24 protein-coding genes are annotated in these 26,183 nt (G+C 76.3%); 15 read left to right on the forward strand and 9 right to left on the reverse strand.

The genetic code is table 11. The features are described 5' to 3' along the window. Positions 1–93: 93 nt before the first annotated feature. From LFA75_RS11525 to LFA75_RS11545, 5 genes are all read left to right on the forward strand, one after another. The gene (locus tag LFA75_RS11525; RefSeq protein WP_225233778.1) at positions 94–1,383 is read left to right on the forward strand and encodes a competence/damage-inducible protein A; all 1,290 of its coding nucleotides are present in this window, start codon (positions 94–96) and stop codon (positions 1,381–1,383) included. A gap of 36 nt (positions 1,384–1,419) precedes the next feature. Next, positions 1,420–1,809: an SRPBCC family protein gene (locus LFA75_RS11530; RefSeq protein WP_225233779.1), complete on the forward strand. Its 390-nt coding sequence runs from the start codon at positions 1,420–1,422 to the stop codon at positions 1,807–1,809. Positions 1,810–1,839: 30 nt separating this feature from the next. Continuing rightward, a complete protein-coding gene (locus LFA75_RS11535; protein WP_225233780.1) occupies positions 1,840–3,468 on the forward strand; it encodes an acyl-CoA dehydrogenase family protein in 1,629 nt (542 codons plus the stop codon). Positions 3,469–3,487: 19 nt separating this feature from the next. Further along, entirely contained in the window at positions 3,488–3,964 is a 477-nt protein-coding gene (locus LFA75_RS11540) for a DnaJ family domain-containing protein (protein ID WP_225233781.1), read from the forward strand. Between the two features lie 74 nt (positions 3,965–4,038). Beyond that, on the forward strand, positions 4,039–4,722 hold the full coding sequence (locus LFA75_RS11545; RefSeq protein ID WP_225233782.1) for a GNAT family N-acetyltransferase: 684 nt from the start codon (positions 4,039–4,041) through the stop codon (positions 4,720–4,722). Here LFA75_RS11545 and LFA75_RS11550 read toward each other — a convergent pair. From LFA75_RS11550 to LFA75_RS11560, 3 genes are read right to left on the reverse strand one after another with little or no spacing between them, the layout of a single operon-like run. Further along, on the reverse strand, positions 4,719–5,252 hold the full coding sequence (locus LFA75_RS11550) for an NUDIX domain-containing protein (protein WP_225233783.1): 534 nt from the start codon (positions 5,250–5,252) through the stop codon (positions 4,719–4,721). The genes LFA75_RS11545 and LFA75_RS11550 overlap by 4 nt on opposite strands. Positions 5,253–5,272: 20 nt before the next feature. Then, entirely contained in the window at positions 5,273–5,968 is a 696-nt protein-coding gene (locus LFA75_RS11555; protein ID WP_225233784.1) for a GAF domain-containing protein, read from the reverse strand. Further along, the gene (locus LFA75_RS11560; RefSeq protein ID WP_225233785.1) at positions 5,965–6,687 is read right to left on the reverse strand and encodes a TetR/AcrR family transcriptional regulator; all 723 of its coding nucleotides are present in this window, start codon (positions 6,685–6,687) and stop codon (positions 5,965–5,967) included. The genes LFA75_RS11555 and LFA75_RS11560 overlap by 4 nt, the downstream gene beginning before the upstream one ends. Before the next feature lie 126 nt (positions 6,688–6,813). Between LFA75_RS11560 and LFA75_RS11565 the strand changes: the two genes are divergently transcribed. Genes LFA75_RS11565 through LFA75_RS11580 form a run of 4 tightly spaced genes read left to right on the forward strand, consistent with a single transcriptional unit; the run spans position 6,814 to position 12,476 of the window. After that, positions 6,814–7,533, forward strand: coding sequence for an NYN domain-containing protein (locus LFA75_RS11565; RefSeq protein WP_225233786.1), 720 nt, complete (start codon positions 6,814–6,816; stop codon positions 7,531–7,533). Next, a complete protein-coding gene (locus tag LFA75_RS11570) occupies positions 7,530–9,083 on the forward strand; it encodes a phospholipase D-like domain-containing protein (protein WP_225233787.1) in 1,554 nt (517 codons plus the stop codon). Before LFA75_RS11565 ends, LFA75_RS11570 begins: the two co-directional genes overlap by 4 nt. Before the next feature lie 34 nt (positions 9,084–9,117). Next, positions 9,118–10,764 carry an ABC transporter transmembrane domain-containing protein gene (locus LFA75_RS11575; protein WP_225233788.1) on the forward strand — a complete coding sequence of 549 codons (1,647 nt, stop codon included), beginning with the start codon at positions 9,118–9,120 and terminating at the stop codon, positions 10,762–10,764. Further along, the gene (locus LFA75_RS11580; protein WP_225233789.1) at positions 10,761–12,476 is read left to right on the forward strand and encodes an ABC transporter ATP-binding protein; all 1,716 of its coding nucleotides are present in this window, start codon (positions 10,761–10,763) and stop codon (positions 12,474–12,476) included. Before LFA75_RS11575 ends, LFA75_RS11580 begins: the two co-directional genes overlap by 4 nt. A 15-nt stretch (positions 12,477–12,491) precedes the next feature. Here the strand turns inward: LFA75_RS11580 and LFA75_RS11585 are convergent, their stop codons facing one another. Both LFA75_RS11585 and LFA75_RS11590 read right to left on the reverse strand, forming a co-directional pair. Then, positions 12,492–13,634 carry a M23 family metallopeptidase gene (locus LFA75_RS11585; RefSeq protein WP_225233790.1) on the reverse strand — a complete coding sequence of 381 codons (1,143 nt, stop codon included), beginning with the start codon at positions 13,632–13,634 and terminating at the stop codon, positions 12,492–12,494. Positions 13,635–13,695: 61 nt separating this feature from the next. Then, on the reverse strand, positions 13,696–14,097 hold the full coding sequence (locus LFA75_RS11590) for an ATP-binding protein (protein ID WP_225233791.1): 402 nt from the start codon (positions 14,095–14,097) through the stop codon (positions 13,696–13,698). A gap of 56 nt (positions 14,098–14,153) precedes the next feature. On the opposite strand from LFA75_RS11590, the gene LFA75_RS11595 reads away from it, so the two are divergent. Further along, a complete protein-coding gene (locus LFA75_RS11595) occupies positions 14,154–15,683 on the forward strand; it encodes a GTPase domain-containing protein (protein ID WP_225233792.1) in 1,530 nt (509 codons plus the stop codon). Continuing rightward, on the forward strand, positions 15,676–17,229 hold the full coding sequence (locus LFA75_RS11600) for a GTPase (protein WP_225233793.1): 1,554 nt from the start codon (positions 15,676–15,678) through the stop codon (positions 17,227–17,229). The genes LFA75_RS11595 and LFA75_RS11600 overlap by 8 nt, the downstream gene beginning before the upstream one ends. Positions 17,230–17,355: 126 nt before the next feature. Here LFA75_RS11600 and LFA75_RS11605 read toward each other — a convergent pair whose 3' ends face one another. Together LFA75_RS11605 and LFA75_RS11610 are read right to left on the reverse strand one after the other, a co-directional pair. Beyond that, on the reverse strand, positions 17,356–18,129 hold the full coding sequence (locus LFA75_RS11605) for an isocitrate lyase/PEP mutase family protein (protein WP_225233794.1): 774 nt from the start codon (positions 18,127–18,129) through the stop codon (positions 17,356–17,358). Between the two features lie 8 nt (positions 18,130–18,137). Further along, the gene (locus tag LFA75_RS11610) at positions 18,138–18,557 is read right to left on the reverse strand and encodes an STAS domain-containing protein (RefSeq protein WP_225233795.1); all 420 of its coding nucleotides are present in this window, start codon (positions 18,555–18,557) and stop codon (positions 18,138–18,140) included. Between the two features lie 52 nt (positions 18,558–18,609). Between LFA75_RS11610 and LFA75_RS11615 the strand changes: the two genes are divergently transcribed. Then, positions 18,610–19,557, forward strand: a complete 948-nt coding sequence (locus tag LFA75_RS11615; protein WP_225233796.1) for a hypothetical protein — start codon at positions 18,610–18,612, stop codon at positions 19,555–19,557. 15 nt (positions 19,558–19,572) lie between these two features. On the opposite strand, the gene LFA75_RS11620 is transcribed toward LFA75_RS11615, so the two are convergent. Then, positions 19,573–21,030, reverse strand: a complete 1,458-nt coding sequence (locus LFA75_RS11620) for an HNH endonuclease signature motif containing protein (RefSeq protein ID WP_225233797.1) — start codon at positions 21,028–21,030, stop codon at positions 19,573–19,575. Between the two features lie 458 nt (positions 21,031–21,488). Here LFA75_RS11620 and LFA75_RS11625 point away from each other — a divergent pair, with 458 nt between their 5' ends. Both LFA75_RS11625 and LFA75_RS11630 read left to right on the forward strand, forming a co-directional pair. After that, a complete protein-coding gene (locus LFA75_RS11625; RefSeq protein WP_225233798.1) occupies positions 21,489–23,243 on the forward strand; it encodes a PHA/PHB synthase family protein in 1,755 nt (584 codons plus the stop codon). Next, entirely contained in the window at positions 23,240–24,079 is an 840-nt protein-coding gene (locus LFA75_RS11630) for an alpha/beta fold hydrolase (protein WP_225233799.1), read from the forward strand. Before LFA75_RS11625 ends, LFA75_RS11630 begins: the two co-directional genes overlap by 4 nt. On the opposite strand, the gene LFA75_RS11635 is transcribed toward LFA75_RS11630, so the two are convergent. Beyond that, the gene (locus LFA75_RS11635; RefSeq protein WP_225233800.1) at positions 24,067–25,011 is read right to left on the reverse strand and encodes a nucleoside hydrolase; all 945 of its coding nucleotides are present in this window, start codon (positions 25,009–25,011) and stop codon (positions 24,067–24,069) included. The two genes, LFA75_RS11630 and LFA75_RS11635, sit on opposite strands and share 13 nt — an antisense overlap. Positions 25,012–25,043: 32 nt before the next feature. Here LFA75_RS11635 and LFA75_RS11640 point away from each other — a divergent pair, with 32 nt between their 5' ends. Next, entirely contained in the window at positions 25,044–25,376 is a 333-nt protein-coding gene (locus LFA75_RS11640) for an ArsR/SmtB family transcription factor (protein WP_225233801.1), read from the forward strand. Positions 25,377–26,183 lie beyond the last annotated feature (807 nt).

Raw genomic sequence — 26,183 nt, forward strand, 5'->3', positions numbered from 1 at the left:
TCTTCTGGCTGCTGCGGGGGATCCGGCTGGGGCTGCGGCGGGTACGGCGGCTGGCTCACGCGGGCCACCGTATCGGCGCCTACTGTCGGCGCGGTGGGAGCACGCGCAGGCATCGTCGTCACCGGGACCGAGGTCCTCACCGGCCGGGTCACCGACCGCAACGGACCGTGGCTGGCCGAGCAGCTCCGGCGCCTGGGCCTGGACGTCGGCCAGGTGGTGGTGGTCGGCGACCGACCCGAGGACCTGCACTCGGCGCTGGCCTACCTGTCGGCGACCAACGACCTGGTGCTCACCTCCGGCGGGCTGGGTCCGACCGCCGACGACCTGACCGCCCAGGTGGTCGGGGACTTCTGCGGGCGGGCGTCCGCGGTGGACGAGGAGCTGGCGGACCGGATCGGGGCGATCGTCGACCGGCTGATGGCCCGCCGCGGCTGGGCCAGGGGTGGGCGGGACCAGGAAGCAGCGACCCGGGAGGGCACCCGCAAGCAGGCCCGGGTGCCGGCCGGTGCGCTGGTGCTGGAGCCGGTGGGCACCGCGCCGGGTCTCGTCGTCCCGCCCGCGCAGGGCGACGGCCCGCCGGTCGTCGTGCTGCCCGGACCGCCGACGGAGCTGCAGGCCATGTGGCCGGCCGCGCTGGCCGCCGCCCCGGTGCGCGCGGTGCTGGACCGGGCCGAGGAGCTGCGGCAGGACACCCTGCGGCTGTGGGGCACCCCGGAGTTTGCGCTCGCCGCCACCCTGCGCCGGGTCGACGACCAGCTGGCCGGCCTGGAGATCACCACCTGCCTGCGGGACGGCGAGCTCGAGATCGTCACCCGGTACGCCCCGGCGGCGGGCGCGGCCTACCAGCGGCTGGTCGACGCGGTGCGCGCCGACTTCGGCGGCACCCTGGTCAGCGAGGGCCCTGACGGGGACACCCTGCTCGCCGCCGCCCTGGGGTCCCGCGGGCTGACCGTGGCCACCGCCGAGTCCTGCACCGGCGGCCAGCTGGTGGCCCGGCTGATCGACCGGCCCGGTGCGTCGGCCTGGGTGCCCGGCGGGGTGGTCTCGTACTCGAACACCGCCAAGCAGGAGCTGCTCGGGGTGTCGGCGCAGACGCTGGCGACGGTCGGCGCGGTGAGCCCCGAGGTGGCCCGCCAGCTCGCCGACGGGGCGCGCAGCCGGTTCGGCGCCGACGTCGGCATCGGCGTCACCGGGATCGCCGGTCCGGGCGGGGGCAGCCCGGACAAGCCGGTGGGCACCGTGCACCTGTGCGCGGTCGGCCCGGACGGCGTCCTCACCCGCTCGCTGGTGGTCCCCGGGGACCGGGCGGCCTTCCGGAAGCGGACCGTGACCGTGGGCATGCACCTGCTGCGCTCGCTGCTGCTGGGCGGCCCGCCCGCCTGACGGTTCCACGTGGAACGGAGCGGGCAGAGTGGGGCCATGAGCTCCATGCGGCTGCACGCGACCGGTCCGGTCCACCCCGACGAGGCGTGGGACCGCTACCTGCACCCGGCCCGGTGGTCGGATTGGTCGCCGCAGATCCGCGGGGTCGACACCGACGCGGTGCGGATCGACCCCGGTGTCACCGGCCGGGTGCTGGGGCCGCTGGGCGTCTCGGCGCCGTTCGTGGTGGACGCGGTGGACGACGCGGCCCGCGAGTGGCTGTGGTCGGCCGACATCGGCGTGGGCACGATGCAGCTCATGCACTGGGTGCGCAGCGGCCCCGAGGGCGGGACGACGACCGGCCTGCGGGTGTCGGGCCCGTTCCCGCTGGTCGTCGGCTACGTCCCGCTGGCCGCGGCGGCCCTGCAGCGGCTGGTCCGCCGCTGACCCGTCGCTGACCCGCCGTACCGTCGCGGGGTGAGCAGCACCCACACGGTCACCAACCAGGTCCCGCCGCTCGTCGGGCACGACCCGATCGCGGGCGACACCGCGCTCGTCGAGGCCTGCCTGCGGCACGCCGACCCGCTGACCCTGGACTCCCTGGAGGACCTCGGCGCCCTGGCCGGTAGCGAGCAGGCCGCCGAGTGGGGGCGGCTGGCGAACGAGAACCCGCCGCGGCTGCGCACCCACGACCGCACCGGCCACCGCATCGACGAGGTGGAGTTCCACCCGGCCTGGCACGACCTGATGGGTGCCGCGGTCGGCCACGGGCTGGCCGGCACCCCGTGGGCGCTGGCCGAGGCCGGGGACGCCCACGCCCACGTGCGCCGCGCGGTGGGCTACCTGGGCTGGACCCAGGTCGAGGCCGGGCACGGCTGCCCGGTGACGATGACCTACGCCGTCGTCCCGGCGCTGCGCCGGGCCCCCGAGCTGGCCGTGGTGTTCGAGCCGGGGCTGACCTCGACGTCCTACGAGTTCGGCCTGGCCGACCCGCGGTCCAAGGCGGGCCTGGTCGCCGGCATGGGGATGACGGAGAAGCAGGGTGGCTCCGACGTGCGGGCCGGCACGACCAAGGCGGTCGCCCGGATCGACGGGACCTACCACCTGACAGGGCACAAGTGGTTCACCTCGGCGCCGATGAGCGACCTGTTCCTGGTGCTGGCGCAGACCGAGGAGGGCGTCTCCTGCTTCCTGGTGCCGCGGATGCTGCCCGACGGCGAGCGCAACGTGTTCCGGCTGCAGCGGCTCAAGGACAAGCTCGGCGACCGCTCGAACGCCTCCTCGGAGGTCGAGTTCGACCGCACCGTCGGCTGGCTGGTGGGGGAGCCCGGGCGCGGGGTGCGGGCCATCCTGGAGATGGTCACCACCACCCGGCTGGACTGCGTGCTGGGCTCGGCGTCGACCGTGCGGGCCGCGCTGACCCAGGCGTTGCACCACGCCACCCACCGGTCGGCCTTCGGTGCCCGGCTGGTCGACCAGCCGCTCATGCAGAACGTGCTGGCCGACGTGGCGGTGGAGAGCGAGGCAGCGACCGCGCTGGCGATCCGGCTGGCCGCGGCCCAGGACGCCGGGGAGACCGACTTCCTGCGGCTGGCCGGGGCGGCGGCGAAGTTCCACGTCTGCAAGCGCACCCCCGCCGTCGTCGCCGAGGCGCTGGAGGTGCTCGGCGGGAACGGGTACGTCGAGGAGTCGGTGCTGCCCCGGCTGTACCGGCAGTCGCCGCTGAACTCGATCTGGGAGGGCAGCGGGAACGTGATCGCCCTGGACGTGCTGCGGGCGCTGGACCGGGAGTCGGCGTCGGTGGCCGCGGTGCTGGCCGAGGTCGAGGCCGCGGCCGGCGTCGACGACCGGTTCGACGCCGCGGTCGCCCGGCTGCAGGCCGAGCTCGCCGACCCGGCCGACCTGCCGCTGCGGGCCCGGCGGATCGCCGGTCTGCTCGCGCTGTGCCTGCAGGGCTCGCTGCTGCTGCAGCACTCGCCGGGGTCGGTGGCCGACGCGTTCTGCGCGACCCGGCTGGGTGGGGACTGGGGCTCGGTGCTGGGCACCCTGCCGGCCGGGACGGCGGTCACCGAGATCGTCGACCGCGCGGTGGTCGCGCCCGCCTGAGGGTGGGAAACTCGGGGAGGTGACCGAGCGCAAGCCCGACGGGATGTCCGTCGAGACCTGGGTCGAGCACCAGATCCGTACGGCGGCCGAGCGCGGTGCGTTCGCCGACCTGCCCGGGTCGGGGAAGCCGCTGCCGAAGCGGGATGGTCCCGAGGACGCCTACGCCTGGGCGCTGGCCTGGGCCCGCCGCCAGGTGCCGGACGCCTCCTTCCTGCCGCCCTCCCTCGCGCTGGGCCGGGAGCGGGACGACCTGCCCGGACGGTTGGCGGCGCTGACGTCGGAGGAGCGGGTCCGGGCCGCCGTCCGGGAGTTCAACGACCGGGTGGCCGCCGCGTGGCGCACCCCGCTGGACGGCCCACCCCTGGTCGTGCGGATGCACGACGAGGAGGAGCGGGTGGCGGAGTGGTGGGCCAGCCGTCCGCCCGCACCGGATCCGGAGCCGGCTCCCGAGCCCGAGCCGCCGGCTGCGCGGCGGTGGTGGCGGCGCCGGCGCTGAACGGCGGCGTTCCGACACGACGTGCACGGCCGTGGTCACCGGCTGTGCGGCCTGCCGGGTCTAGCGTGGTGGGGATGGCGATCGACGGCAGGTGGCGACCGGTGCCCCCGCGCGCCCTGCTGCCGGTGCCCGGGCCGAGCACCGGGACCGTCGTCCCGCCGCTGTTCACCCCCCGGCTGCGGTTGCGACCGGTCCGTCCCGCCGACGGCGACGACGTCGTCGCGCTGCACGGGGACCCCGAGGTCATGCGCCACCTGGGCACCGGCCACCCGGTGCCCCCCGCCCGGGTGCGCGGGCTGGACCTGCCGCGGCTGCTGGCCGACCACGGGCCGGTGCCGCTGGGCTACTGGGCCGCGGAGGACCGGGCGACCGACGACTTCGTCGGCTGGTTCGAGCTGCGCCCGATGGTGACCGACCCGGTGGCCTCGGTCGAGCTGGGCTACCGGCTGCGGCGGGCCTGCTGGGGCCGCGGCCTGGCCACCGAGGGTGCCCGGGCGCTCGTGGACGCCGTGTTCGCCGGCACCGACACCGACGAGGTGGTCGCCACCACGATGGCGGTGAACACCGGGTCCCGGCGGGTGATGGAGAAGGTCGGCCTGAGCTGGCGCCGCACCTACACCGAGGAGCTGCCCGGCCCGCTGCCCGGCGCCGAGCACGGCGAGGTGGAGTACGTGCTCACCCGCGCGGACTGGCGCCCGCTGCGCCCGCAGCCCTTCCACCGCCGGCAGCCCCGGCGCTGGCCGGGCCGGCGTCCCTAGCCCGCAGCCCGGTCCAGCAGGAGCAGCGCGAAGGCGGCCAGCGACGGCGCGTCGGTGAAGCCGCCGGCGCGGATGCGGGCGACCAGCTCGGTCTCGGGCACGAAGGCGTGCACCATGTCGGCCTCGGTGGCCTCCCTCGCGGTGGGGCCCTCGGTCAGCCCGGTGGCCAGCCACACGTCGAAGCCCTGGGTGGACAGCCCCGGCGAGGCGTCCAGGTGGCCGAGGTGGCGCAGGTCGGCGGCGCGCAGCCCGGTCTCCTCGGCCAGCTCGGCCCGGGCCAGCTGCTCCGGGGTGCCCCCGCCCCCGCGCGGCCAGGTGCCCTGCGGGAACTCCCAGCACCGCCGGTCGACCGGGTGGCGGTGCTGCTCGACCAGCCAGAACCCGTCGTCCTGCGCGGGCACGACCAGGGCGAAGTCGGGCTTCTCCACCACGCCGTAGATCCCGCTGCTGCCGTCGTCCAGGACGACGGTGTCCTCCCGGACCCGGGTCCAGGCGTTCCGGTACACCTCGCGGCTGCTGGTGGTGCGCACCCGCCCAGCCTGCCAGCGGGTCAGGCGGGGGGCACCTCGCCGCGCAGCAGGCCCTCCGCCGCGGTCTCCAGGTCCTGGTCCAGCCGGAAGGCCCGGGCCCGGAGCACGGCCAGCGCCGCGGCGTTGCTGATGCCGTCCTGCCCGCTGAGCTGGGCGACGGCCAGCCACACCCGCTGCCGGGCCAGCACCGCCGGGCGGTGGAACCAGTCGGGCAGACCCAGCAGCCGGTGCTGCCCGCCCGACATGTCCGCGGCCAGCGCGTCGCCCACCAGCAGGGCCACCTCGGCGACGTCCTCGTCGGGCACGGCGGGGGCCTCGGCGTCGGTGCAGAACAGGTCCAGCGTGGTGACGGCGGCCAGCGGCCCGCCGACCGGCACGGCGAGCACGCTGCGGTAGGCGGTGCGCGCCGCGAGCTGCGAGGCGTAGACCGGCCAGCGCTGCGCCAGCTCCGGTGCCGACACCGCCAGCGGACGCCGTCGCCGCTGCGCCTCCAGGCACGGGCCGTCACCGAGCGCGAACTGCATCTGCTCGGCGGCCACGGCCTGCGCGTCGCTGGCGCCCAGCGGCAACCGGCGGTCGGGGTCGAAGGCGTGGCTGAGCCCGGCGCCGTCCACCGGCAGCGCCGCGACGCAGGCCCGGGCCAGCCGCTCGGGCAGCAGCTCCGGGTCGCCGGGCCCGCGGTCCAGCTCGGCGACGAAGGCGGCGCCGGGGCTCACCGGGCCGGCGCGGGGTGCGGGGCGGGCTGCGCGTGCCGGGCGACGGCGAACACGTGGGCCAGGCGGACGGGCAGGACCTCGGCGAGCTGGTCCAGGCACAGCGGCGGCACGGCGCCGGCGATCAGGTGCTGGCGGTAGGTGTGCGCGTGCACCCGGGTGGTGGCCAGCAGGACGGCGGCGCCCAGCCGGGCGTCGGCGTCGGGCAGGTGGGCGGCGATGACCTCGGCCAGCTCGCCCTCGACCTGGTTGTGCAGGCTGCGCTCGTGCCGGTGCAGGGACGGGGTGGCCTCGATCTGGGTGGCCATCGCCAGGTTGCCGGGGTCGTCCAGGGAGCGCATGTAGCCGATCGACAGCTCGGTGAGGTGGGCGACCAGCGTCTGGTCCCACGACTCCTCACCCGCCTCCGCCGGCCGGGTGAGGGCGTCGGCGAAGGGCACCCGGTCCAGGAAGAACAGCGCTTCCTTGCTGGCCGCGTGGTTGAACAGGGTCTGCACGGCGACGTCGGCGGCCTCGGCGATCTGCTGCACCGTCGTGCGGTCGAAGCCCTGGGTCAGGAAGAGGTGACGGGCCGCGAGGACGATCTGCTGCCTGGTCCTGTCCCGCTTGCGGTCCCGCCAGGAGGTGTCGGTCAGGACCCCTCCTCCGTCGAAGCTGTGCGGACTGCGTGCATGAACTGTAAACCGCCGTCGGGTGTGCGCCCGGGAGACGGCTGCCACCATGACCGGGTGGACCCCACCGGCCGGCGCCGCTCCCGGCGCGCCACCTCCCCGGCCGGGCCCCCCTCCCGGGTGGCGCCGCCGGCCACCTCGGCGACGTCCGGGGGTGCGACCCGGCACACTGGCCCGGTGACCGCGACGGAGATCGAGAGCCCCGACCTCGGGTCCGGCCGGACCGCCGAGCCCACCGCCGAGCCCGAGCGGCAGGTCGTCCGCGACCGGCCCGCCCTGGACCTGCTGGTGTGGGACGCCCCGAACATCGACATGACCCTCGCGACGGTCATCGGGGCCCGCCCGACCGCGGCCTCGCGGCCGCGCTTCGACGCGATCGCCTCCTGGTTCGTGGGCGGTGCGGGAGAGGCCGGGCAGGGCGGTGCCGACGAGGTCGAGGCCTGCGTCTTCGCCAACGTGCCCCCGCAGCACGTGACCACGCTGCGCGGCTGGGTCGAGGCCCTGCGCAGCTTCGGGTACTCGGTCTTCGCCCGGCCCAAGAGCCGCCCCGACGACGACATCGACCAGTCGATGCTCGACCACATCGAGGTCCGCGCGCACAGCCACTCGCTGCGCCGCCTGGTCGTCTTCTCCGGCGACGGCCGCAACTTCCGCGAGCCGCTGGAGGAGCTGGCGCGCACCGGCACCGACGTCGTGGTGGTCGCGTTCAGCGAGGTCGCCGGCTACGCCAGCAGCTCCGAGTTGCTGCACTTCGTCGACATCGAGGACGTGCCCGGGGCCTTCGCCGCCCCGCTGGACCGGGTCCGGCTGGACTCGCTGCCGGTCGAGGGTGCCTGGCTGCGCCCGACCAAGAGCCTGCGCGACGCCGCGGCCGCCTACGGCCGGAAGACCGCGTGAGCTCCGACGGGACCAGCACCACCGACCCGGACACCGACGGCTTCGCCGCCGTCGTCCCCAGTCCGCGGGAGCCGGTCGACCCGGCGCCGTGGCGCGGCAGCGTGCTCGAGCCGGGCGAGACCGTGTGGCGGGTCGAGCGGGCCCGCGAGCACGCGGTGTTCGTCGACGCCGCCGACTACTTCGCCACCCTCAAGCAGGTCGTGCTGCGGGCGAAGCGGCAGGTGCTGTTCATCGGGTGGGACTTCGACCCGCGGATCCGGCTGGACCCGCGCACCCCGGGCCGGGGGCGCGACGACCGCGTCGGCCGGGTGCTCGAGGCCGCCGTCGAGGCCAACCCGGGCCTGTTCGTCGGCGTGCTGCAGTGGGACCTGGGCATGCTCGAGGCCCTCGGCCGCGGTCTGGTGCCCATCGTGCTGCTCAACCGGCGCACGTCCGACCGGTTCCAGATGAAGGTCGACGCGCACCACCCGCTGGGCGGGGCGCACCACCAGAAGATCGTGGTGGTCGACGACAGCCTCGCCTTCGCCGGCGGCATCGACGTCACCGCCGACCGCTGGGACGACTCCGACCACGCCGACCGCAACCGGTACCGGCACCGGCCGCGCTCGCGCCGGTCGACCCAGCCGTGGCACGACGTCACCAGCATGGTGTCCGGTCCGGCGGCCAAGGCGCTCGGCGAGCTCGCCCGCCGTCGCTGGGCGGCCGGCACCGGCGAGCAGCTGGACCCCGTCGACGACGTCGAGCAGGAGTGGCCCGAGCAGGTCCCGGTGCTGCTGCGCGACGTGGACGTCGCCATCTCGCGCACCCGCCCGCAGCACCGCGAGTGGGAGCTGGTGCACGAGATCGAGGACCTGTGGCTGGCCATGATCGCCAGCGCGACCACCGCGGTCTACATCGAGAGCCAGTACTTCGCCAACCGCCGGGTCGCCGAGGCCATCATCGCCCGGCTGGGCGAGGCCGACGGCCCCGAGTTCGTCGTGGTCAACCCCGAGACCGCCGACGGGTGGCTGGAGGAGAAGGCGATGGGCACCGCCCGCGCCAAGCTGCTGGCCCGGGTGCGGGAGGCCGACGTGCACGGCCGGTTCCGGCTCTACGTCCCGGTCACCGCCAGCCGGACGCCGATCTACGTGCACGCCAAGGTCTGCGTCGTCGACGACCGCCTGCTGCGGATCGGGTCCTCGAACCTGAACAACCGGTCGATGGGCCTGGACACCGAGTGCGACCTCACCATCGAGGCCGCCGCCGACGACCCCCGGCGAGACGAGATCGCCGCCGCCGTCCTCGGCATGCGGGACCGCCTGCTCGCCGAGCACCTGGCCGTCGGTCCGGACGACGTCGCCGCCGCCGTGGCGGCCCACGACGGGTCGCTGCTCGCCGCGGTGGAGAGCCTGCGGACGACGACCGGCCGCTCGCTGCAGCCCTTCGAGATCCCGGAGCAGGGGCTGATCGACACCGTGCTGGCCGACACCGAGCTGCTCGACCCGGAGCAGACCCCCAGCCGGACGCAGCGCGTCGTCGCCCGGGTGCAGCGGCGCGGTCACCACGGCTGAGCCGCCCCTGACGCTGGGTTAGGGTGCCCTCACCATGGACCCCCACCCCAGCACCCCGGGCGCGCTGCTCCGGCGCTCCCTCCGGCGGCACCCGCGCCGGCTCGGCTGGGCCACGGTCCTGCTGTCCCTGCACCAGACCTGCGAGGCCCTGGTCCCGGTCGCCATCGGCGTGACGATCGACCGGGCGGTGGCCACCGGGTCGCTGCCGGCGCTCGTGGCCTCCCTCGGCGCGACCGCCCTGCTCTTCGTCGTCCTGTCGCAGGCCTACCGCTACGGGGCCCGGCACGTGGTGACCGGCTGGTTCACCGAGACCCACCAGCTGCGGGTGGAGATCGCCGCGCGGGTGCTCGACCCGCACGGCCTGCGCGGCGCCCCGCCGACCGGCGAGCTGCTGAGCATCGCGACCAACGACGCGGAGAAGACCGGCCGGGTGATCGAGGCGGCCTCGCTGGTGGTCGCCGGCACGGCGGCGCTCACCGTCGCGGCGGTCAGCCTGCTCACGATCAGCGTGCCGCTGGGCATCGGGGTGCTGCTGGGTGCCCCGCTGCTGGTCGGCCTGCTGCAGCTGCTGTCGCCGTGGCTGACCCGGCGCACCGCCCCCCAGCAGGCGGACGTCGCCCGCACCGCCGGGCTGGCCACCGACCTGGTCCGGGGCGCCCGGGTGCTGCGCGGCATCGGGGCCGAGGACGCGGCCACCGCCCGGTACCGGCGCACCAGCGCGACCGCGCTGGCCTCGACCCTGCGGTCGGCCGGCGCGATCGGCACCTACCAGGGGACGACGGTGCTGGGCAGCGGCCTGTTCCTGCTCGCCGTGGCCGGGGTCGCCGGCGCCCTGGCGCTGGACGGCCAGCTCTCCGTCGGCCAGCTGGTCACCGTGGTCGGGCTGGCCCAGTTCCTCGCCGAGCCGGTCGGGCTGCTGGGCTTCGCAGGGCAGAAGGTGGCCGAGGCCCGCGCCTCGGCCGCCCGGGTGGTCGGCGTCCTCACCGCGGAGCCGCTGCCCCCCGCCGGCCGCGCACCCCGGCCCGGACCCGGCGCCCTCGCGTTGCCGGCGGCGGGGTTCCACGTGGAACCGGGCTCCCTGGTCGGCGTGGTCGCCCCCGACCCCGCCGACGCGGAGGACCTCGTCGGCTTGCTGGCCGGGCGGCGTCCGGTCCGCCCCGGTGAGCTGCTGCTCGACGACGAGGACGTCGCCGGGCTGGACCCCGCCGCGGTCCGGGCTCGGGTGCTGGTCGAGCCGCACGTCGTGGTGCTCTTCGAGGGCACGCTGCGCAGCGCCGTCGACCCTTCCGGCGACGCCGCCGACGACGAGCTGCTCGCCGCGCTGACCGCCGCGGGCGCCGCCGACCTCGCCGACCTGGAGCTGCCGGTCGCCGACCGCGGCCGGTCGCTGTCCGGCGGGCAGCGCCAGCGGGTGGGCCTGGCGAGGGCGCTGCTCCGCCGGCCGGCCGTGCTGGTGCTGCACGACCCGACGACGGCGGTCGACGCGGTCACCGAGGAGGAGATCGCCGCCGGGCTGACCGGGCTGCGCCGCGGCCGGACGACGGTGCTGGTCACCAGCAGCCCCGCCTTGCTCGGTCGCTGCGACCGGGTGGTCGTGCTCCGCGGCGGCGTGGTGGACGCGACCGGCACCCACGGCGAGCTCGCCGAACACCCGGACTACGCCGCGGCGGTGCTCCGGTGACCGACCAGCTGCTCCCGGTCGCCACCGGGCGCCGGGCCGGGCGGGTGGTGGCCGACGAGCTGCGCGCCCGGCCGCTGGCCGCGTCGCTGACCGCCCTCACGGCGGTCTGCGCGGCGGCGGCCGGGCTGATCGCCCCGACGGTGCTGGGCCGGCTGGTCGACGCGGTGGACCGCGGTGAGGGCACGATCTGGCCCTTCGTGTGGGCCCTGCTGGGCGCCGCGCTGCTGTCGGCCGTGCTGACCGGGCTGTCCGCGGTCCTCATCGCCCGGCTGGGCGAGACGGTGCTGGCCCGGCTGCGGGAGAAGGTGGTCGACCGGGCGCTGCACCTGCCCTCGGCCACCCTCGACCGGGTGCGCGGCGGCGACCTGCTGTCCCGGGTCGGCGACGACGTGGCCAAGGTGGCCGACGCGGTGACCAGCGCGCTGCCGCAGGTGGCCGGCGCCGGCTTGACGGTGCTGCTCACCCTGGTCGGCCTGGGTGCGCTGGACTGGCGGCTCGCGCTGGCCGGGATGGTCGCGCTGCCGCTCTACGTCACCGCGCTGCGCTGGTACCTGCCGCGGTCGGCCCCCCGGTACGCCGCCGAGCGGGTGGCGATGGGCGAGCGGTCGCAGGCGCTGGTCAGCTCGGTGCAGGGCGCGGACACCGTGCACGCCTACGCCGACGAGGCCCGGCACCGGGCGGTGGTCGACGACCGGTCCGCCTCGGCGCTGGGCATCACCCTCGGGGTCTTCCGGCTGTTCACCGACTTCGGCTGGCGGATGAACCGGGCCGAGTACCTGGGCCTGGCCGCCGTCCTCGGGGTCGGCTTCTTCCTCGTCCGCTCCGGCGACGTCACCGTCGGCGCGGTGACGACGGCGGCGCTGCTGTTCCACCGGCTGTTCGGCCCGCTGGGGCTGCTGCTGTTCACCTTCGACGACGTGCAGTCGGCCGGGGCGTCCCTGGTGCGGATGGTCGGCGTGGCCGACCTGCCCGATGCCGCCGCGGCGCCCCGGGTGCGCACGGCGGCCCGGCCGGCCGTGGAGCTGCGCGGCATCGGGCACTCCTACGGCGGCCCGCCGGTGCTGGTCGACGTCGACCTGGCGCTGGCCCCGGGGGAGCGGGTCGCCCTGGTCGGTGCGTCCGGCGCGGGCAAGACGACGCTGGCCAGCGTGCTCGCCGGCGGGCTGGACCCGGCCGCCGGGCAGGTGCTGCTGGACGGCGAGCCGGTGGCCGACCTGCGCGCGCAGGTGGGCCTGGTCAGCCAGGAGGTGCACGTGTTCGCGGGGTCGCTGGCCGACGACGTCCGGCTGGCCCGGCCCGACGCCACCGACGCCGAGGTGGTCGCCGCGCTGGAGACCGTGGGCGCCGGGTGGGCGACGGCGATGGGGCTGGACACCGTGGTGGGCGACGGCGGGCGCGAGCTCACCGCACCGCAGGCGCAGCAGCTGGCGCTGGCCCGGCTGGTGCTCGCCGACCCGCCGGTCGCCGTCCTGGACGAGGCCACCGCGGAGGCCGGCAGCGCGGGTGCCCGGGACCTGGAGGACGCCGCGCTGGCCGCCACCGCCGGCCGGACCACGCTGGTCGTGGCGCACCGGCTCACCCAGGCGGCGCGGGCCGACCGGGTGGTCGTGCTGGCCGCCGGCCGGGTGGTCGAGGAGGGCACCCACGCCGAGCTGGTCGAGGCCGGTGGCCGCTACGCCCGGCTCTGGACCGCCTGGAGCGCCCGCGGCTGAGCTGCGCCCGGTCGGTCAGCCGCAGGAGCCGACGGAGATGCCGTGCGCGGTGAGCCAGGGGACGGGGTTGCGGCGGTCGGCGTAGAGCCCGCCGTAGTGCGTCTCGACGTGCACGTGCGGGCCGGTGGACTGGCCGCGGTTGCCGACGGTGGCGATCTGCTGGCCGGCGGCAACCACCTGGCCGGCCCGGACGGTGAAGGTGTCCACGTGCCCGTAGAGGGTGATCACGCCGTCCTGGTGCTGCAGGTAGACCGCCTGGCCGAACCCGTTGGCCGGCCCGGCGTCGAGCACCACGCCGTCCTCGGGGGCGTAGATCGGGGTGCCGATCGGCGCGGCGATGTCGATGCCCTGGTGCACCGTGCCCCAGCGGGAGCCGTAGCAGGAGGTGACCCGGCCCGAGACCAGCGACCCGGCGCCCACGGTGCTGACGGACACGGCGGCCACCGACGCCTCGGCGGCAGCGGCGGCCGCCTCGGCGGCGTCCTCGACGCCCTGGGCCTCCAGCAGCGCGGTCTGCGCCGCCAGCAGCTGGGCGTCCAGGTCGGCCTTCTGCGCGGTGACCGCGTCGTAGGACTCCTGGGCGGCGGCCACCTGCGCCTGGGCGGCGGCGTCGGACTCGGCCGCGGCGGTGGCCGCGGCGTCCAGCTGGACGACGGCCTCCTGCGCGGCGGTGTCGGCGGCCTGCTCCTGGTCGCGCACCTGCTCCACGGCGTCCAGGCGGTCAGCCCGGTCCTCGCCGAGCTGGGCCAGCGTCGCGGCCTGCTCCAGCACGTCCTCGGGGCTGTCGGCGTCCAGCAGCACGGCGGCGGTGCCGAAGGTCTGCGACCCCATGAAGGCCTCGCGGCCCAGCGTCGCGACGTCGTCCTCGGCGAGCACGGTGGCCGCCTGCGCGTCGGCGAGGGCGGCGGCGGTGCCGGCGGCGGCCTGCTGGGCGGCGACCAGCTGCTCCTGCGCGACCCGGTCGGCGTCCGCGGCGGCCTCGGCCAGCACGGTCGAGCGGGCCAGCTCCTCCTCCGCGGCGGCGACCAGCGCGGCCACCCGGTCCACCTCGGCCTGGGCGGCGGTGACCTGGCCCGGGTCGACCGGCGCGGCGTGCGCGGGGCCGGTGCCGAGGGTCAGCAGTGCCGCGAGGAGGACGACGAGCAGGGAGCGGCGCACCGGATCGACGCTAACCGACGGTGACCCCCGATGTCACGGTCGGGTAACGGACCGATCCGTCTCAGCCGAGCCGGCTGCGCGGTCCGGGCATGGCCCCGGGCACGGCGACACCCGACGTGAGCTGGGCCCACACGTGCTTGCGGTCGTCGCCGACCGCGTAGCCGTGCTGCACCGAGAGCTGCGCCACCATCGGCAGGCCCATCCCGCCCAGCGCCGGGTCGCGGTCCACGGCCGGCACCGGCAGCCGGTCGACGGCCTCGTCGGACAGGCTGAGGATCCACCCGTCGGCGGTGGCCACGATGACCGCCTCGACCGCGCCGCCGCCGTGCCGCAGCGCGTTGGAGGCCAGCTCCTCGAAGGCCAGCAGCAGTCCCTCCCGGGCGTCCTCGGTGGACGACGAGGTCAGCGACGGGTGCGCCAGCCGGGCCCGCAGGTCCATCCGCACCCGGGACGCGTCGTGCACGCTGGGGAGCTGCCACCGCCACACGTCGCCGGGGACGTCGGGGACCGGAGCGCTCGGTGGTGGACCAGGTGCAGGACTACCTGCTGCCGCGGCTGCAGGACCTGGACGCCCCGCTGCTGGCCGTCGTCGGCGGCTCCACCGGCGCCGGCAAGTCCACCCTGGTCAACAGCGTGCTGGGGGTCGAGGTGACCACCGCCGGCGTGCTCCGGCCGACCACCCGGACGCCGGTGCTGGTGTGCGCCCCGGGCGACCGGGCCGCGTTCGCCGACGGGCGGGTGCTGCCGGTGCAGGTGACCGTCAGCCCGGCGCTGCCGCCGGGGCTGGCCCTGGTCGACGCCCCGGACGTGGACAGCGTGGTGGAGACCAACCGCGACCTGGCCGGCCAGCTGCTGGCCGCCGCCGACCTCTGGGTCTTCGTGACCACCGCGTCCCGGTACGCCGACGCGGTGCCCTGGGACCTGCTGCGCACCGCCGCCGACCGCGGCACCGCGCTGGCCGTCGTCCTGGACCGGGTGCCGCCGGAGGCGGTGGACGAGGTGGCCGGAGACCTGGCCGGGATGCTCGCCCGGGCCGGGCTCGCGGCGGCGACGCTGTGGGTGGTGCGAGAGGGTCCGCTGCAGGACGGGCGGTTGCCGGAGTCCGAGGTCGCCCCGCTGCGCGGTTGGCTGCACGGGTTGGCCGCGGACGCCGGGGCGCGGGCCGAGGTGGTCCGGCAGACCCTGGCCGGCGCGCTGGCGAGCCTGGACGACCGGGTCACCGGGATCGCCGCGGCCGGCGACGAGCAGGTCGCCGCGGCCGGTGCGCTGCGGTCCGCGGCCGACGCCGCCTACGACCGGGCCGCGACAGCCGTGGACGACGGCGTGCGCAGCGGCACCCTGCTGCGCGGTGAGGTGCTGGCCCGCTGGCAGGAGTTCGTCGGCACCGGGGAGTGGATGCGCTCGCTGCAGGCCGGCATCGGTCGGCTGCGCGACCGGCTGACCGCGGCGGTGACCGGCCGGGCGACCCCGGCGGAGGACCTCACCGGCGCCCTGGAGTCCGGGGTGGAGCAGCTGCTGCGCGCGGCGGCCGAGACCGCCGCCGAGGACACCGTCACCGCCTGGCGGGGGCTGCCCGGCGGCGCGGCGCTGGTGGCCGGCCGGGAGAGGGAGCTGGCCACCGTGGGCCCGGACTTCGCCGAGGCCGCCGGCGCGACCGTGCGGGACTGGCAGGGCGCGGTGCTGGAGCTGGTGCGCGGCGAGGGCGCCGGCAAGCGCTCCCGGGCCCGGCTGCTGTCCTGGGGGGTCAACGGGGCCGGCACGGTGGTGATGGTCGCCGTCTTCGCCCAGACCGCCGGCCTGTCCGGCGCCGAGGTGGCCGTCGCCGGCGGCACGACCGTGGTGGGTCAGCGGGTGCTCGAGGCGGTGTTCGGCGACTCCGCCGTCCGGCAGCTGGCCGAGCGGGCCCGCCGGGACCTCGACGAGCGGACCGCCGCCCTGCTGGCCGGGGAGCGGGCCCGGTTCACCGCGCTGCTGGCCGACCTGGCCACCGCCGAGGACGTCGCGTCGGTCCGGGACGCCGCCGCCGAGCTGGCCCGCGCCCGTGGCTGAGCCGACGCTGGCCGACCGGCTCGGCGGGCTGCGCGAGGCCGTCGAGGTCGCCGAGGGCCGGCTGGCCGTGCCCGAGGTGGGCCGGGCGCGCACCCTGCTGGCCAAGGCCGGTGCGCGCCAGGCGCTCGGCGAGGCCACCGTGGTGGCGCTGGCCGGGGCCACCGGGAGCGGGAAGTCCACGCTGTTCAACGCGCTGTCCGGGGCCGAGGTCAGCACGCCGGGGGTGCGCCGTCCGACGACCGGGGTGGCCCACGCGACGGTGTGGGGACCGGCCCAGGACCCGCTGCTGGACTGGCTGGAGGTGCCCCGCCGGCACCGGCACGACGCCGACCCGGCTCTGGACGGCCTGGTGCTGCTCGACCTGCCCGACCACGACTCCGTGCGGCTGGAGCACCGGCTGGAGGTCGACCGGCTGGTGGAGCTGGTCGACGTCCTGGTCTGGGTGCTGGACCCCGAGAAGTACGCCGACGCCGCCGTCCACGACCGCTACCTGCGCCCGCTGGCCGGGCACGCCGGCACCCTGCTGGTGGTGCTCAACCAGGCCGACCGCCTGCCGCCGGCCGACCTGGCCGCCTGCCGGGCCGACCTGCGCGGCCTGCTGGACGCCGAGGGTCTGGCCGACGCCGCGCTGCTGACCCTCAGCGGCCGCACCGGCGAGGGCCTGCCGGAGCTGCTGGCGCTGCTGGGCCGCCGGGTGGCCGAGCGCCGGGCGGCGACCCAGCGGCTGACCGCCGACGTCCGCGGGGTCGCCCGGGCGCTGCAGGTGCACTGCGGTCCCGGCACCCGGACGGCGACCGACGACGCGGGCCTCACCCGGGCGCTGGCCGCCGCGGCCGGGGTGCCGGCGATCACCGCCGCCGTGGAGCGCTCGACGGTCAAGGCCGGGACGGCGGCGACCGGCTGGCCGGTGGTCCGCTGGCTGGGCAAGCTGCGCCCGGACCCGCTGCGCCGCCTGCACCTGGGCACCGGCGGGCGCAGCTCGCTGCCCGAGGTCGGGTCGGTGCAGGAGGCCGGGGTGGCCACCGCCGTCCGCCGGGCCCGGGACGCCGCGGGCGAGGGCCTTCCGCTGGCCTGGACCGACGACCTGCGCGCCACGTCGGAGGTGCACGCCGACCGGCTGGCCGACCGCCTGGACCGGGCCGTCTCCGGTACCGACCTGGGCTCCGAGCGCACTCCGCTGTGGCAGCGGGGGGTCGGCGCCCTGCAGTGGGCGGTGACCGCGGCCGCGCTGGTCGGCGTGCTGTGGCTGCTCGGCCTGGTCGTGCTGGGCTGGCTGCAGCTCGACGACCTGGTGCCGCTGCCGCGGGTGGAGGGGCTGCCGGTGCCGACGCTGCTGCTGGTCGGCGGCCTGCTGGCCGGGTTGCTGCTGGCGGTGCTGGCCAGGCCGTTCATCGGCCTGCGGGCCAGACGCCGGGCCCGCCGCGCGAGGCGCCGGCTGGAGGAGGCGGTGGCCGGGGTGGCGCGGACCGAGGTCCTCGACCCCCTGGCCGGGACGGCGACCGCCCACGCCCGCTTCTGCGCCGCCGTCACCCGCGCCGCCGCCTGACCCACCCACCCACCCACCCCTCACCTGGCGGTGATCATGGGGTTGTGGCCGCTGGACACGCCGATCCGGCGCGTCGACCGGTCCACAACCCCATGATCACCGCCGGATGGGTGGGTGGTGGGGAGGTCAGTTCAGGGGGCGGATGCCGGCCGGGAGGTTGCCGCCGCGGGTGGCCGAGAGGGCGAAGTCGGCGAAGGCGGTCAGCGCGAGCCGCTGGGTCCACGGGCCGAACGAGACCCGGGCGACGCCGAGCTGGGCCAGCCGGTCCTGCGGCAGCGAGCCGGGCACGTTGATCACCGACACCCGGCGCTCGCCGATGCCCTCCACCAGCTTCACCACGGTCGGCTCGTCGAGCAGGCCCGGCACGAACACGCAGGCCGCACCGGCCTCCAGGAACGCCTTCCCGCGCTCGACCGCGTCGGCGACGACGTCGGCCTTCGGGCGGTCCCCGGCCTTGACGAAGGCGTCGGTGCGGGCGTTGAGCACGAACGGCACGCCCTCGGCCTCGCCGGCGGCGACCGCGGCGGCCACGGCGGCGACGGCCTGGTCCAGCGGCTTCATCTGGTCCTCGAGGTTCGCCCCGACGACGCCGACGCCGATCGCCTTGCGCACCGTCTCGCCGGCGTCGCCGTAGCCGGCCTCCAGGTCCGCCGACACGGGCACCTCCACGGCCGCCGCGATCCGGCCCACGGCCTCGATCATGGTGTCGACCGGGATGTTCTCCCCGTCGGCGTAGCCGTAGGACGCCGCGATCGAGTGGCTGGCGGTGGCCAGCGCCTTCGTGGCGGGCAGGCCGGCCACGACGGTCGCGGTGATCACGTCCCACACGTTCACCACGGTCAGCAGCTCGGGGGCGGTGTGCAGACGGAGCAGGGTCTCGGCCTTCTCGCGGTTGCTCATGGCCGCAGTCAAACCGACGGCGGCACCGCCGGCCCGGTGGGGTCCTCGGGCGGACGGGACTCCACCGGCATCCCCGACACGTCCAGCCGCTGCAGCAGACCGGTCAGCTCCAGCGGTCCGGTGACCACCCGGCTCGTGGCCACCACACGCACCCGCTTGCCGGCGGCCTCGGGGTGCTGGCTGAGCCACACCAGCGCGGTCACCCCGGCCGAGCCGAAGAAGGACACGCCGGACAGGTCCACGACCAGGCGTTCCGGCGCCTGCCGCAGGGCCCCCAGCAGCGCCTGGTGCAGGGCGGGCCCGTGCGCGGAGTCCAGCGTCCCGGCCACCCGGGCCACCACCTCGCCGTCCCCGGCGTCCTCGGTGGTCAGCGTGAACGCGTCGTGGTCCCCCGCGTGACCGTGCACGGTCTCCATGCCCCAGCTCATGATCAGGACGGCGGTCGGACAAACCTCCGCCGGGTCTCCCTAGGCTGGGGAGGTGGACTTCGACGAGGTCGCCGACGGGCTCTACGCCGCGCTGCCCGCGGACTTCATCGGCGCCCGCACCGACGCGGTCGCGCAGGCCAAGCGCACCGACAAGGGCCTGGCCCGCCGGCTGGGCGAGCTGGGCAAGCCGACGCTGGCCGCCTGGACGGTGAACCTGCTGGTGCGCGAGTCCGGCGACCAGGTGCAGGAGCTCGTCGAGCTCGGCGACCTGCTCCGCCGCGCCCAGGACGACCTGGACCCCGACCAGCTGCGCGCGCTGGACAAGCAGCGCCGGCAGGTGGTCCGCGCGGTCGCGCGGGAGGCCGCCAAGCTGGCCCGCCGCGCCGGGCACCCGGTGAGCGACCAGGTCGTCGTCCAGGTGGAGGAGACCCTCAAGGCCGCCGTGGCCGACCCGTCGGCCGCCGAGCAGGTGCTCGAGGGCCGGCTGACCGGGGCGCTCACCTACAACGGCCTGGGGACGCCGGAGCCCGTCGCGCCCACCGGGCGCCCGCCCCGCCGTCCGTCCGCGCCGTCCGCGCCGGCCGCACCGCCCCCGCCGCCGGTGGACCTGGACGCCGCCCGCACCGCCAAGGCCGAGCGGGCCGCGCGCCGGGAGGCCGAGGAGCAGCTGCGGACCGCCCGGGCCGAGCTGCGGTCGGCCCGGTCCGCGGTGGACGAGGCGGCGGGCGAGGCCGAGCAGGCCGCGACGGCGGCGAAGGAGGCGGCCCAGGCCGCGGACGCTGCCCGCCGGGCCCGCGAGGACGCCGACGGGCGGGTGGAGGAGCTGGAGACGGCCCTGGCCCAGGCCCGGGAGCGGGCCGAGCAGGCGGCCGACGAGGCCACCACCGCCGACCGCGAGGCCGAGCAGGCCGAGGCCGACCGGACCGCGGCCGACGAGGACCTGCAGCGCGCCGAGGCCGAGCGGGACGCCGCCCAGCAGCAGGTCGACGCCCTCAGCTGACCGGCAGCACCCCACCTACCGAGGTGGGTAGCCGGTGATGATCTCGGTGCCGTCCTTGCGGTGGGTGCGCCATCGTCCCTGGACGGGGTCCCATTCCACGGCGTAGCCGTGGTGGACCTTGGTGTGGTGTCGTTCGCACAGCAGGGCGGTGTTCTCCACGCTGGTGTCGCCGTGGTCGGCGAGCCATTCCAGGACGTGGTGGGCGTCGCACCACCAGGTCGGGGCCGGGCAGCCGGCGAACACGCACCCGCCGTCGCGGGCCTCGGCGGCCCTGCGGATATGGGCGGGGACCAGGCGTTGGGCGCGGCCGATGTTCAACGGCATCCCGTCGGGGCCGAAGAGCACCCGGGTGATGATCGAGTCGCAGGTGATCTGCTGGACGACGGTGTTGGGCACGGTCTGGCCGGAGCCCAAGCGGGCGGCGCCGGTGACGGTCTGGTGGTCGAGCAGGTCCTCGGCGCTGATGGTGGCTGCGATGTGGGCGTGGTTGGTGCGCAGCATCGGAGTCGTCGCTGCAGCGAGGGCGTTGTCGGCGAGCTGGACGAGGGCGTCGCCCATCTGCTGGGCGTGGGAGCGGTCGTCGCCGGCGATCCGGCCGGCTTGCTGGTGGGCCGTCAGCGCCGTGGTGACCTTCTCGAACCCCACGGCGTCCAGCCGGCCGTGGATGCTGCCACCGCCGCCGTCGGCGTCCGGGGTCAGGTGCAGTTCGCGCTTCTTCGTGGGGTCGGGTTCGGGGCCGTCGGGGTCGATCCAGTCCAGGGCCCGCTTGACCATCGACGTCAGTGCATCGGGCGTGGGACCGATCGCGCAGCCGAGCAGGGCGGCATCCAGGCCTTCGTCGCCGTGCAGGTCCACACCCAGGTCGGCAGCAGCGGCCAGTCGGGCGGGGGTCGCCACCTTGGCCACGGTCGCGGTCTGGTCGGGGGTCACCCGGCCCTCGCCGGCGGCGGCGTCCCAACGCGGCAGCTGCTCCAGGGTGCGCCCGGCCCGCACGACCCGGCGTGCGGTCGCCGGGGACACGTTGAGGTGGCCGGGCAGCCAGGACCGCATCGTCTTGTGCCCGTCGAACTCCGCAGCCTGCGCGTTCTCCGCTGCGCGGACGGCGTGGGCGAGGGCGGTGTCCACCACGTTGACCAGCTGCGCCAGCCCGCGCACCCGCGCCAGCAACGTCGGGGCGACCACACCCGGCCCACCCAGGGGCGCATCGGCATCGACCAGTCCGAGCGCACCGGCCAGCACCGCTGCGATCTCGTCGGGGACGGTCATCGACAGCTGCCGCGCGGCCTCCCGCTCCGCGGTGCGGACAGCCTTGTCGACAGCTGCCCTGGCCGGCGCGTCCTCGCGTTCGGCTTCCCGGGTCGCCGCCACCTCGGCGTCCAGCGCCGCCCACGCCTCGGAGACGGCCTCGGAGAACGTGGCGGTGCCGAACATGCCGGTGTCGGGGAAGGGGTCGACACCATCGTCGAGTCCCAAGGCTCGTCCCCTCTCCGTAGTCGAACACCTGTTCGATACCTTACTAGCTCGGCGGGCGGTCGACAAGACGAAGGTGCAGTTCAGAGCGCTGACCGGGCACCGATCCGCCACGAGTGGACGACCGGATTGGCGGGTGTCGGTCCACGATCTTGGCGCTCGGATCCGTGCGCAGCGCAGCGAGCCGGGTCCGCCAGGCCGCCAGCGCCTCGGGGGTCAGCCGCGTCCAGCCCTCGACCTCGCGGACGACCAGCCCGGCGACGAGGTGGTCGCCCGGGCGCAGGGCCGCGGCCGTGCCGTGCCGTGGAAGAAGGGCTCGTTGTCCACCTGGTGATCATCACCTGTCGAGGCGCAGACGGGAGCGCTGCCCGGCCGCGCGGGTCCGGCACCCCCGGGGCAGGATGTGACCGGCAGCACACGGCCGTCCGGGCCCGGTGCTGCACGAGGTCGGGAGACTCCGCATGACCCAGACCGAGGACCGGACCGCACCGGACTCCACCACCGTCGCCGAGCCGGCGGAGCAGCAGTCCGACCTCGAGCTGGTCGAGGCCGCGATCGAGGCGCTGACCGGGGTGCTGCCGGTGGCGCTGAGCCCCACCCAGGGCATCGCCGCCGCGCGCCGGCTGGTCGGCACCGTCGTCCGGCAGCCCCGGGCGCTCACCCGCCGCGGGGTGGACCTGACCGCCCAGCTCGCCCGGGTCGCCGTGGGCACCTCGGGGATCGAGCCCGACCGCAAGGACGGCCGCTTCAAGGACCCGGCCTGGCAGGAGAACCCGGTCTACAAGCGGCTGGGCCAGTCCTACCTGGCCTGGAACCGGGCCGTGCTCGGCGTCGTCGACGACCTGGAGCTCGACGAGAAGAGCAAGCTGCGCGCCCAGTTCCTGCTCCGGCTGCTCACCGAGGCCGTGGCGCCGACGAACACCCTGCTGGGCAACCCGGCCGCGCTCAAGCGGGCCCGCGAGACCCGCGGCCGCAGCCTGGTCGACGGCGCCCGGCACGCGCTGCACGACATCAAGGCCAACGGCGGCATGCCCTCGATGGTGGACAGCCGGCCGTTCGTGATCGGCGAGACGATCGCGGCCACCCCCGGCAAGGTGGTCTGGTCCAACGAGATCGCCGAGCTGATCCAGTACGAGCCGACCACGCCGCAGGTGCACGCCCGGCCGATGCTGGTGCTGCCGCCGCAGATCAACAAGTACTACGTGCTGGACCTCGCCCCGGGCCGCAGCATGGTCGAGCACCTGGTCAGCCACGGCCACCAGGTCTTCATGCTCAGCTGGGCCAACCCGACCTCGGCCGACGCGGCGTGGGACTACGACTCCTACGCCCGGACGGCGCTGGAGGCCTCGGACGTCGTCCGGGACATCACCGGGTCCCCGGACATGAACATGCTCGGCGTCTGCGCCGGCGGGATCACCGGCGCCGGGCTGCTGGGCCACCTGGCCACCGCCGGCGACGACCGGTTCGCCAGCGTGACGTTCCTGGTCACCCTGATCGACTTCGAGGTGCCCTCGCAGGTGGGCACGTTCATCTCCGGGCCGGTGGTGGCCGCCGCGGGCCGCAAGAGCCGCTCGGACGGCGTGCTCAGCGGCCGGGAGCTGGCCCGGGTCTTCGCCTGGCTGCGGCCCAACGACCTGGTCTGGAACTACTGGGTCAACAACTACCTGATGGGCAAGAACCCGCCGGCCTTCGACGTGCTGGCCTGGAACGCCGACGCGGTCGACCTGCCCGCCGGCCTGCACGGGGACTTCATGGACATGGCGCAGAGCAACGCGCTGACCCACCCCGGCGAGCTGCGGGTGCTGGGCACCGCGGTGGACCTGGGCCGGGTGACCGCCGACGCCTACGTCGTCGGCGCGGTCACCGACCACATCTGCCCGTGGCGCGCCTGCTACCCCACGGTCGACCTGCTCGGCGGCGACGTGCAGTTCGTGCTCAGCAGCCAGGGCCACATCCAGGCGCTGATCAACCCCTCGGGCAACCCGAAGGGCTCCTACCGGACGACGGACCCCGTCCCCGAGGGGGAAGCCGCCCCGAGCGCCGACGAGTGGCTGGAGCAGGCCACCGAGCACCAGGGCTCCTGGTGGGACCACTGGGTGGAGTGGCTCGAGCCGCGCAGCGGGCCGAAGCGGAAGGCGAAGAAGACCCTCGGCAGCACCGCGCACCCGGCCACGCTGGACGCGCCGGGCAGCTACGTCCGCGGCGGCCACGCATGACGGCGGGCACCGCGGCACCGCGGCAGCTGGACGTCGGCGGGTTCTCGCTGCGGGTCCGGGTCGACCACGCCGGGGCCGGGCACCCGCTGCTGCTGGTCAACGGCATCGGGGCGACCGGCGACCTGTTCGACACCTTCCGCGAGCACCTCGCCGACCGGGAGACGATCACCTTCGACGCCCCGGGCGTGGGCGGCAGCTCCACGCCGCACTACCCGCCGACGCTGCGGCGGCTCGCCGGCGTGGTCGCCGAGCTGGTCCGCGCGGTCGGGCACGAGCGGGTGGACGTGCTGGGCCTGTCCTGGGGCGGCGCGCTGGTCCAGGAGCTCGCCCGGAGGCACCCGGACGTCGTCCGGCGGCTGGTCCTGGCCGGCACCACCCCCGGCTGGGTGTCCCTGCCCGGCCGTCCGGCGGCGATCAGCATCCTGGCCTCGCCGATGCGCTACTACTCCCCGGGCTACCTGACCCGGGTGGCCCCGACGCTGTACGGCGGCGGGATCCAGGACCACCCCGACCTGCTCGGCGAGCACGCCGCGCAGCGCTCGGCGCACCCGCCCACGCCCTACGGCTACCTGTGCCAGATCGCCGCGCTGCGCCGGTGGTCCAGCCTGCCGTGGCTGCACCGGCTGGAGATGCCGACGCTGGTGCTGGCCGGGGACGACGACCCGATCATCCCGCTGGCCAACGCCCGGCTGATGGCCGCGCGGCTGCCGCGGGGCCGGCTGCACGTCGTCCGCGGCGGGGGGCACCTGTTCCTCTTCACCCACGCCGACGCGATGGCCGGCGTGGTCGAGACGTTCTTGGATCAGCAGAGCTCGGACGCCGATCAGGCGCCGTAGGTCTCCAGCCGGCTGACCAGGAACTCCACCGCGGCCGCGCTGTCGACGGCCTCCGCGACCTCGACCCCGTGCTCGGCCACCGACCGGCGGTCGACCAGCGTCTGGCCGCGGGCCGCGCCGAGCGTGGTGCCGACGACGACGTCGCGGCGCACCGTGGTCAGCGTGCCCGGGACGATCGCCTCGGTCAGCGCCAGCGCGTCGTGCACCACCACGCCGTCGATGCCGTAGCGGTCCCGGGCGGCGTCCACGTACTGGCGGAGCACCCCGGCGGCGGTGGCGCCGACGTGGCCGCCGCCGTCGCGGAAGCGGGCGATGCCGGTCTCGGTGAGCACGGTCGGCAGGGTGACGTCCAGGCCGACCATCGTCACCGGCAGGCCGGAGCCGAGCACCGCGGCGGCCGCCTCCGGGTCGGCCCAGGCGTTGAACTCGGCGGCCGCGGTGACGTTGCCGCCACGGGTGGCCGAGCCGCCCATCCAGACCACCCGGCCGATGCGGGCCGCGGCCTCGGGGAACACGTGCAGCAGCAGCGCGATGTTGGTCAGCGGGCCGATCGGGGCGACGGTCACGGTGCCCGGGTCGTGGGCCAGCAGCAGCTCGGCCAGCGCCACGACGGCCGGTCGCGGGTCCAGCGCGGCGGGGGAGGCGGGCAGCTCGACCCCGCCCAGCCCGGCGGCGCCGTGCACGTGGCCGGCCCGCTCGGGGATCGGGTGCACCAGCGGCCCGGCGGCACCGGCGGCGACCGGGACGTCGGAGCGGCCGGCCAGGTGCAGCACCCGCAGCGCGTTCTCCGTGGTCTGCGCCAGGCCGACGTTGCCGTGCACCGCGGTGACCAGCTGCAGGTCCACCTCCGGGCTGGCCAGCGCGAGCAGGATCGCCAGGGCGTCGTCGATGCCGGGGTCGGTGTCGATCACGAGGGGGATGCGGGAGGCCACACCGCGCAGCCTGCCGCACTAGCATCCCGGGTGTGCACCAGGGCATCGACGACTTCGCGATGCCCGACCCTGCCCAGGTCCGGGCCGCGACCGACCTGCTGCGCATGCTCTCGGACCCCACCCGGTTCTCCGTGCTGTGGGCGCTGGCCCAGGGCGAGTCCAACGTGGCCTGCCTCGCCGAGCTGGCCGGCACCTCACCGACCGCGGTGAGCCAGCACCTGTCCAAGCTGCGGCTGGCCGGGCTGGTCCAGGGCCGCCGCGAGGGCACGTACGTCTACTACACGGTGGCCGAGGGGCCGCTGGGTGCGCTGCTGGTCCAGGCGCTGCGCTCGGTCGGCGCAGACCCCCGCACCGTCCGGCACTGACCTCCCCCGTCACACCCGACACGCCCGCCCCACGCGGCGCGGCGCGAGGTCACCGACTCCGTTCCGGAAATCCACCTGCGTAAACGCCGCTGCAGGTCGACTTGTGGCCCGCCCAGTGGGCCGGTCGCCGGCCGGCGGGACGGCGTGCACAACGGTTCGGTCACGCGCGTCCCGGTGCGTGTCCGCGCGGCGTCGTCCCGCCCGTCCCACGGGTCACTCTTCTCCTTGTCCGCAGCTGCACCCGGCTGCGGCCCCGCTCCGAGCGAGGAAGGAGAAACCCGTGACCGACACGCTGCAGTACCCGGTCATCAGGCCCAGCAGCGCAGCTCGGCTCCGGGCCGCCGACGCCGCCGTCCGCGCCCCGTCGACGACCCCGCTGTCCCGGCTCACGTCGGCCGAGCGCGTCGCGCTGGCCCAGCGCGCCGTCGCCACCCATCAGGCCTTCCCGGTGGCCCGGCTCGTCCCGGCCCCGGTGGCCCGCCGGTCGCCGGCCCCCGTGCTGACCCTGGTGCGGCTGGTGGCCTGGATCCGCGCCGCCTACCGCGCGCTGGGTTCCTGGGGCGCCGGGCCCGGTGGCGAGAACCTCGCCTGGGGCCGGCCCGTCGTCCGCCCCGTCGTCCGCCCGGGCACCGTCCCCGTCGCCCGGCACCGTGCGCCGGACGACGACGACCCGGCCCCGATGCGTGAGCTGCCGCGGCCGTCCCCGGTCCGACCGGCCGGCTCGGCCCGCCTGCTCGTCCCCGCCGTCGTCCCCGGGCCGGTCCCGGCGTCCCGCCCTGCGGTCCGGGCGCGGCGTCGTGCGGTGGT

The organism is Klenkia terrae, from assembly GCF_900491935.1.
GTDB lineage: Bacteria > Actinomycetota > Actinomycetes > Mycobacteriales > Geodermatophilaceae > Klenkia > Klenkia terrae.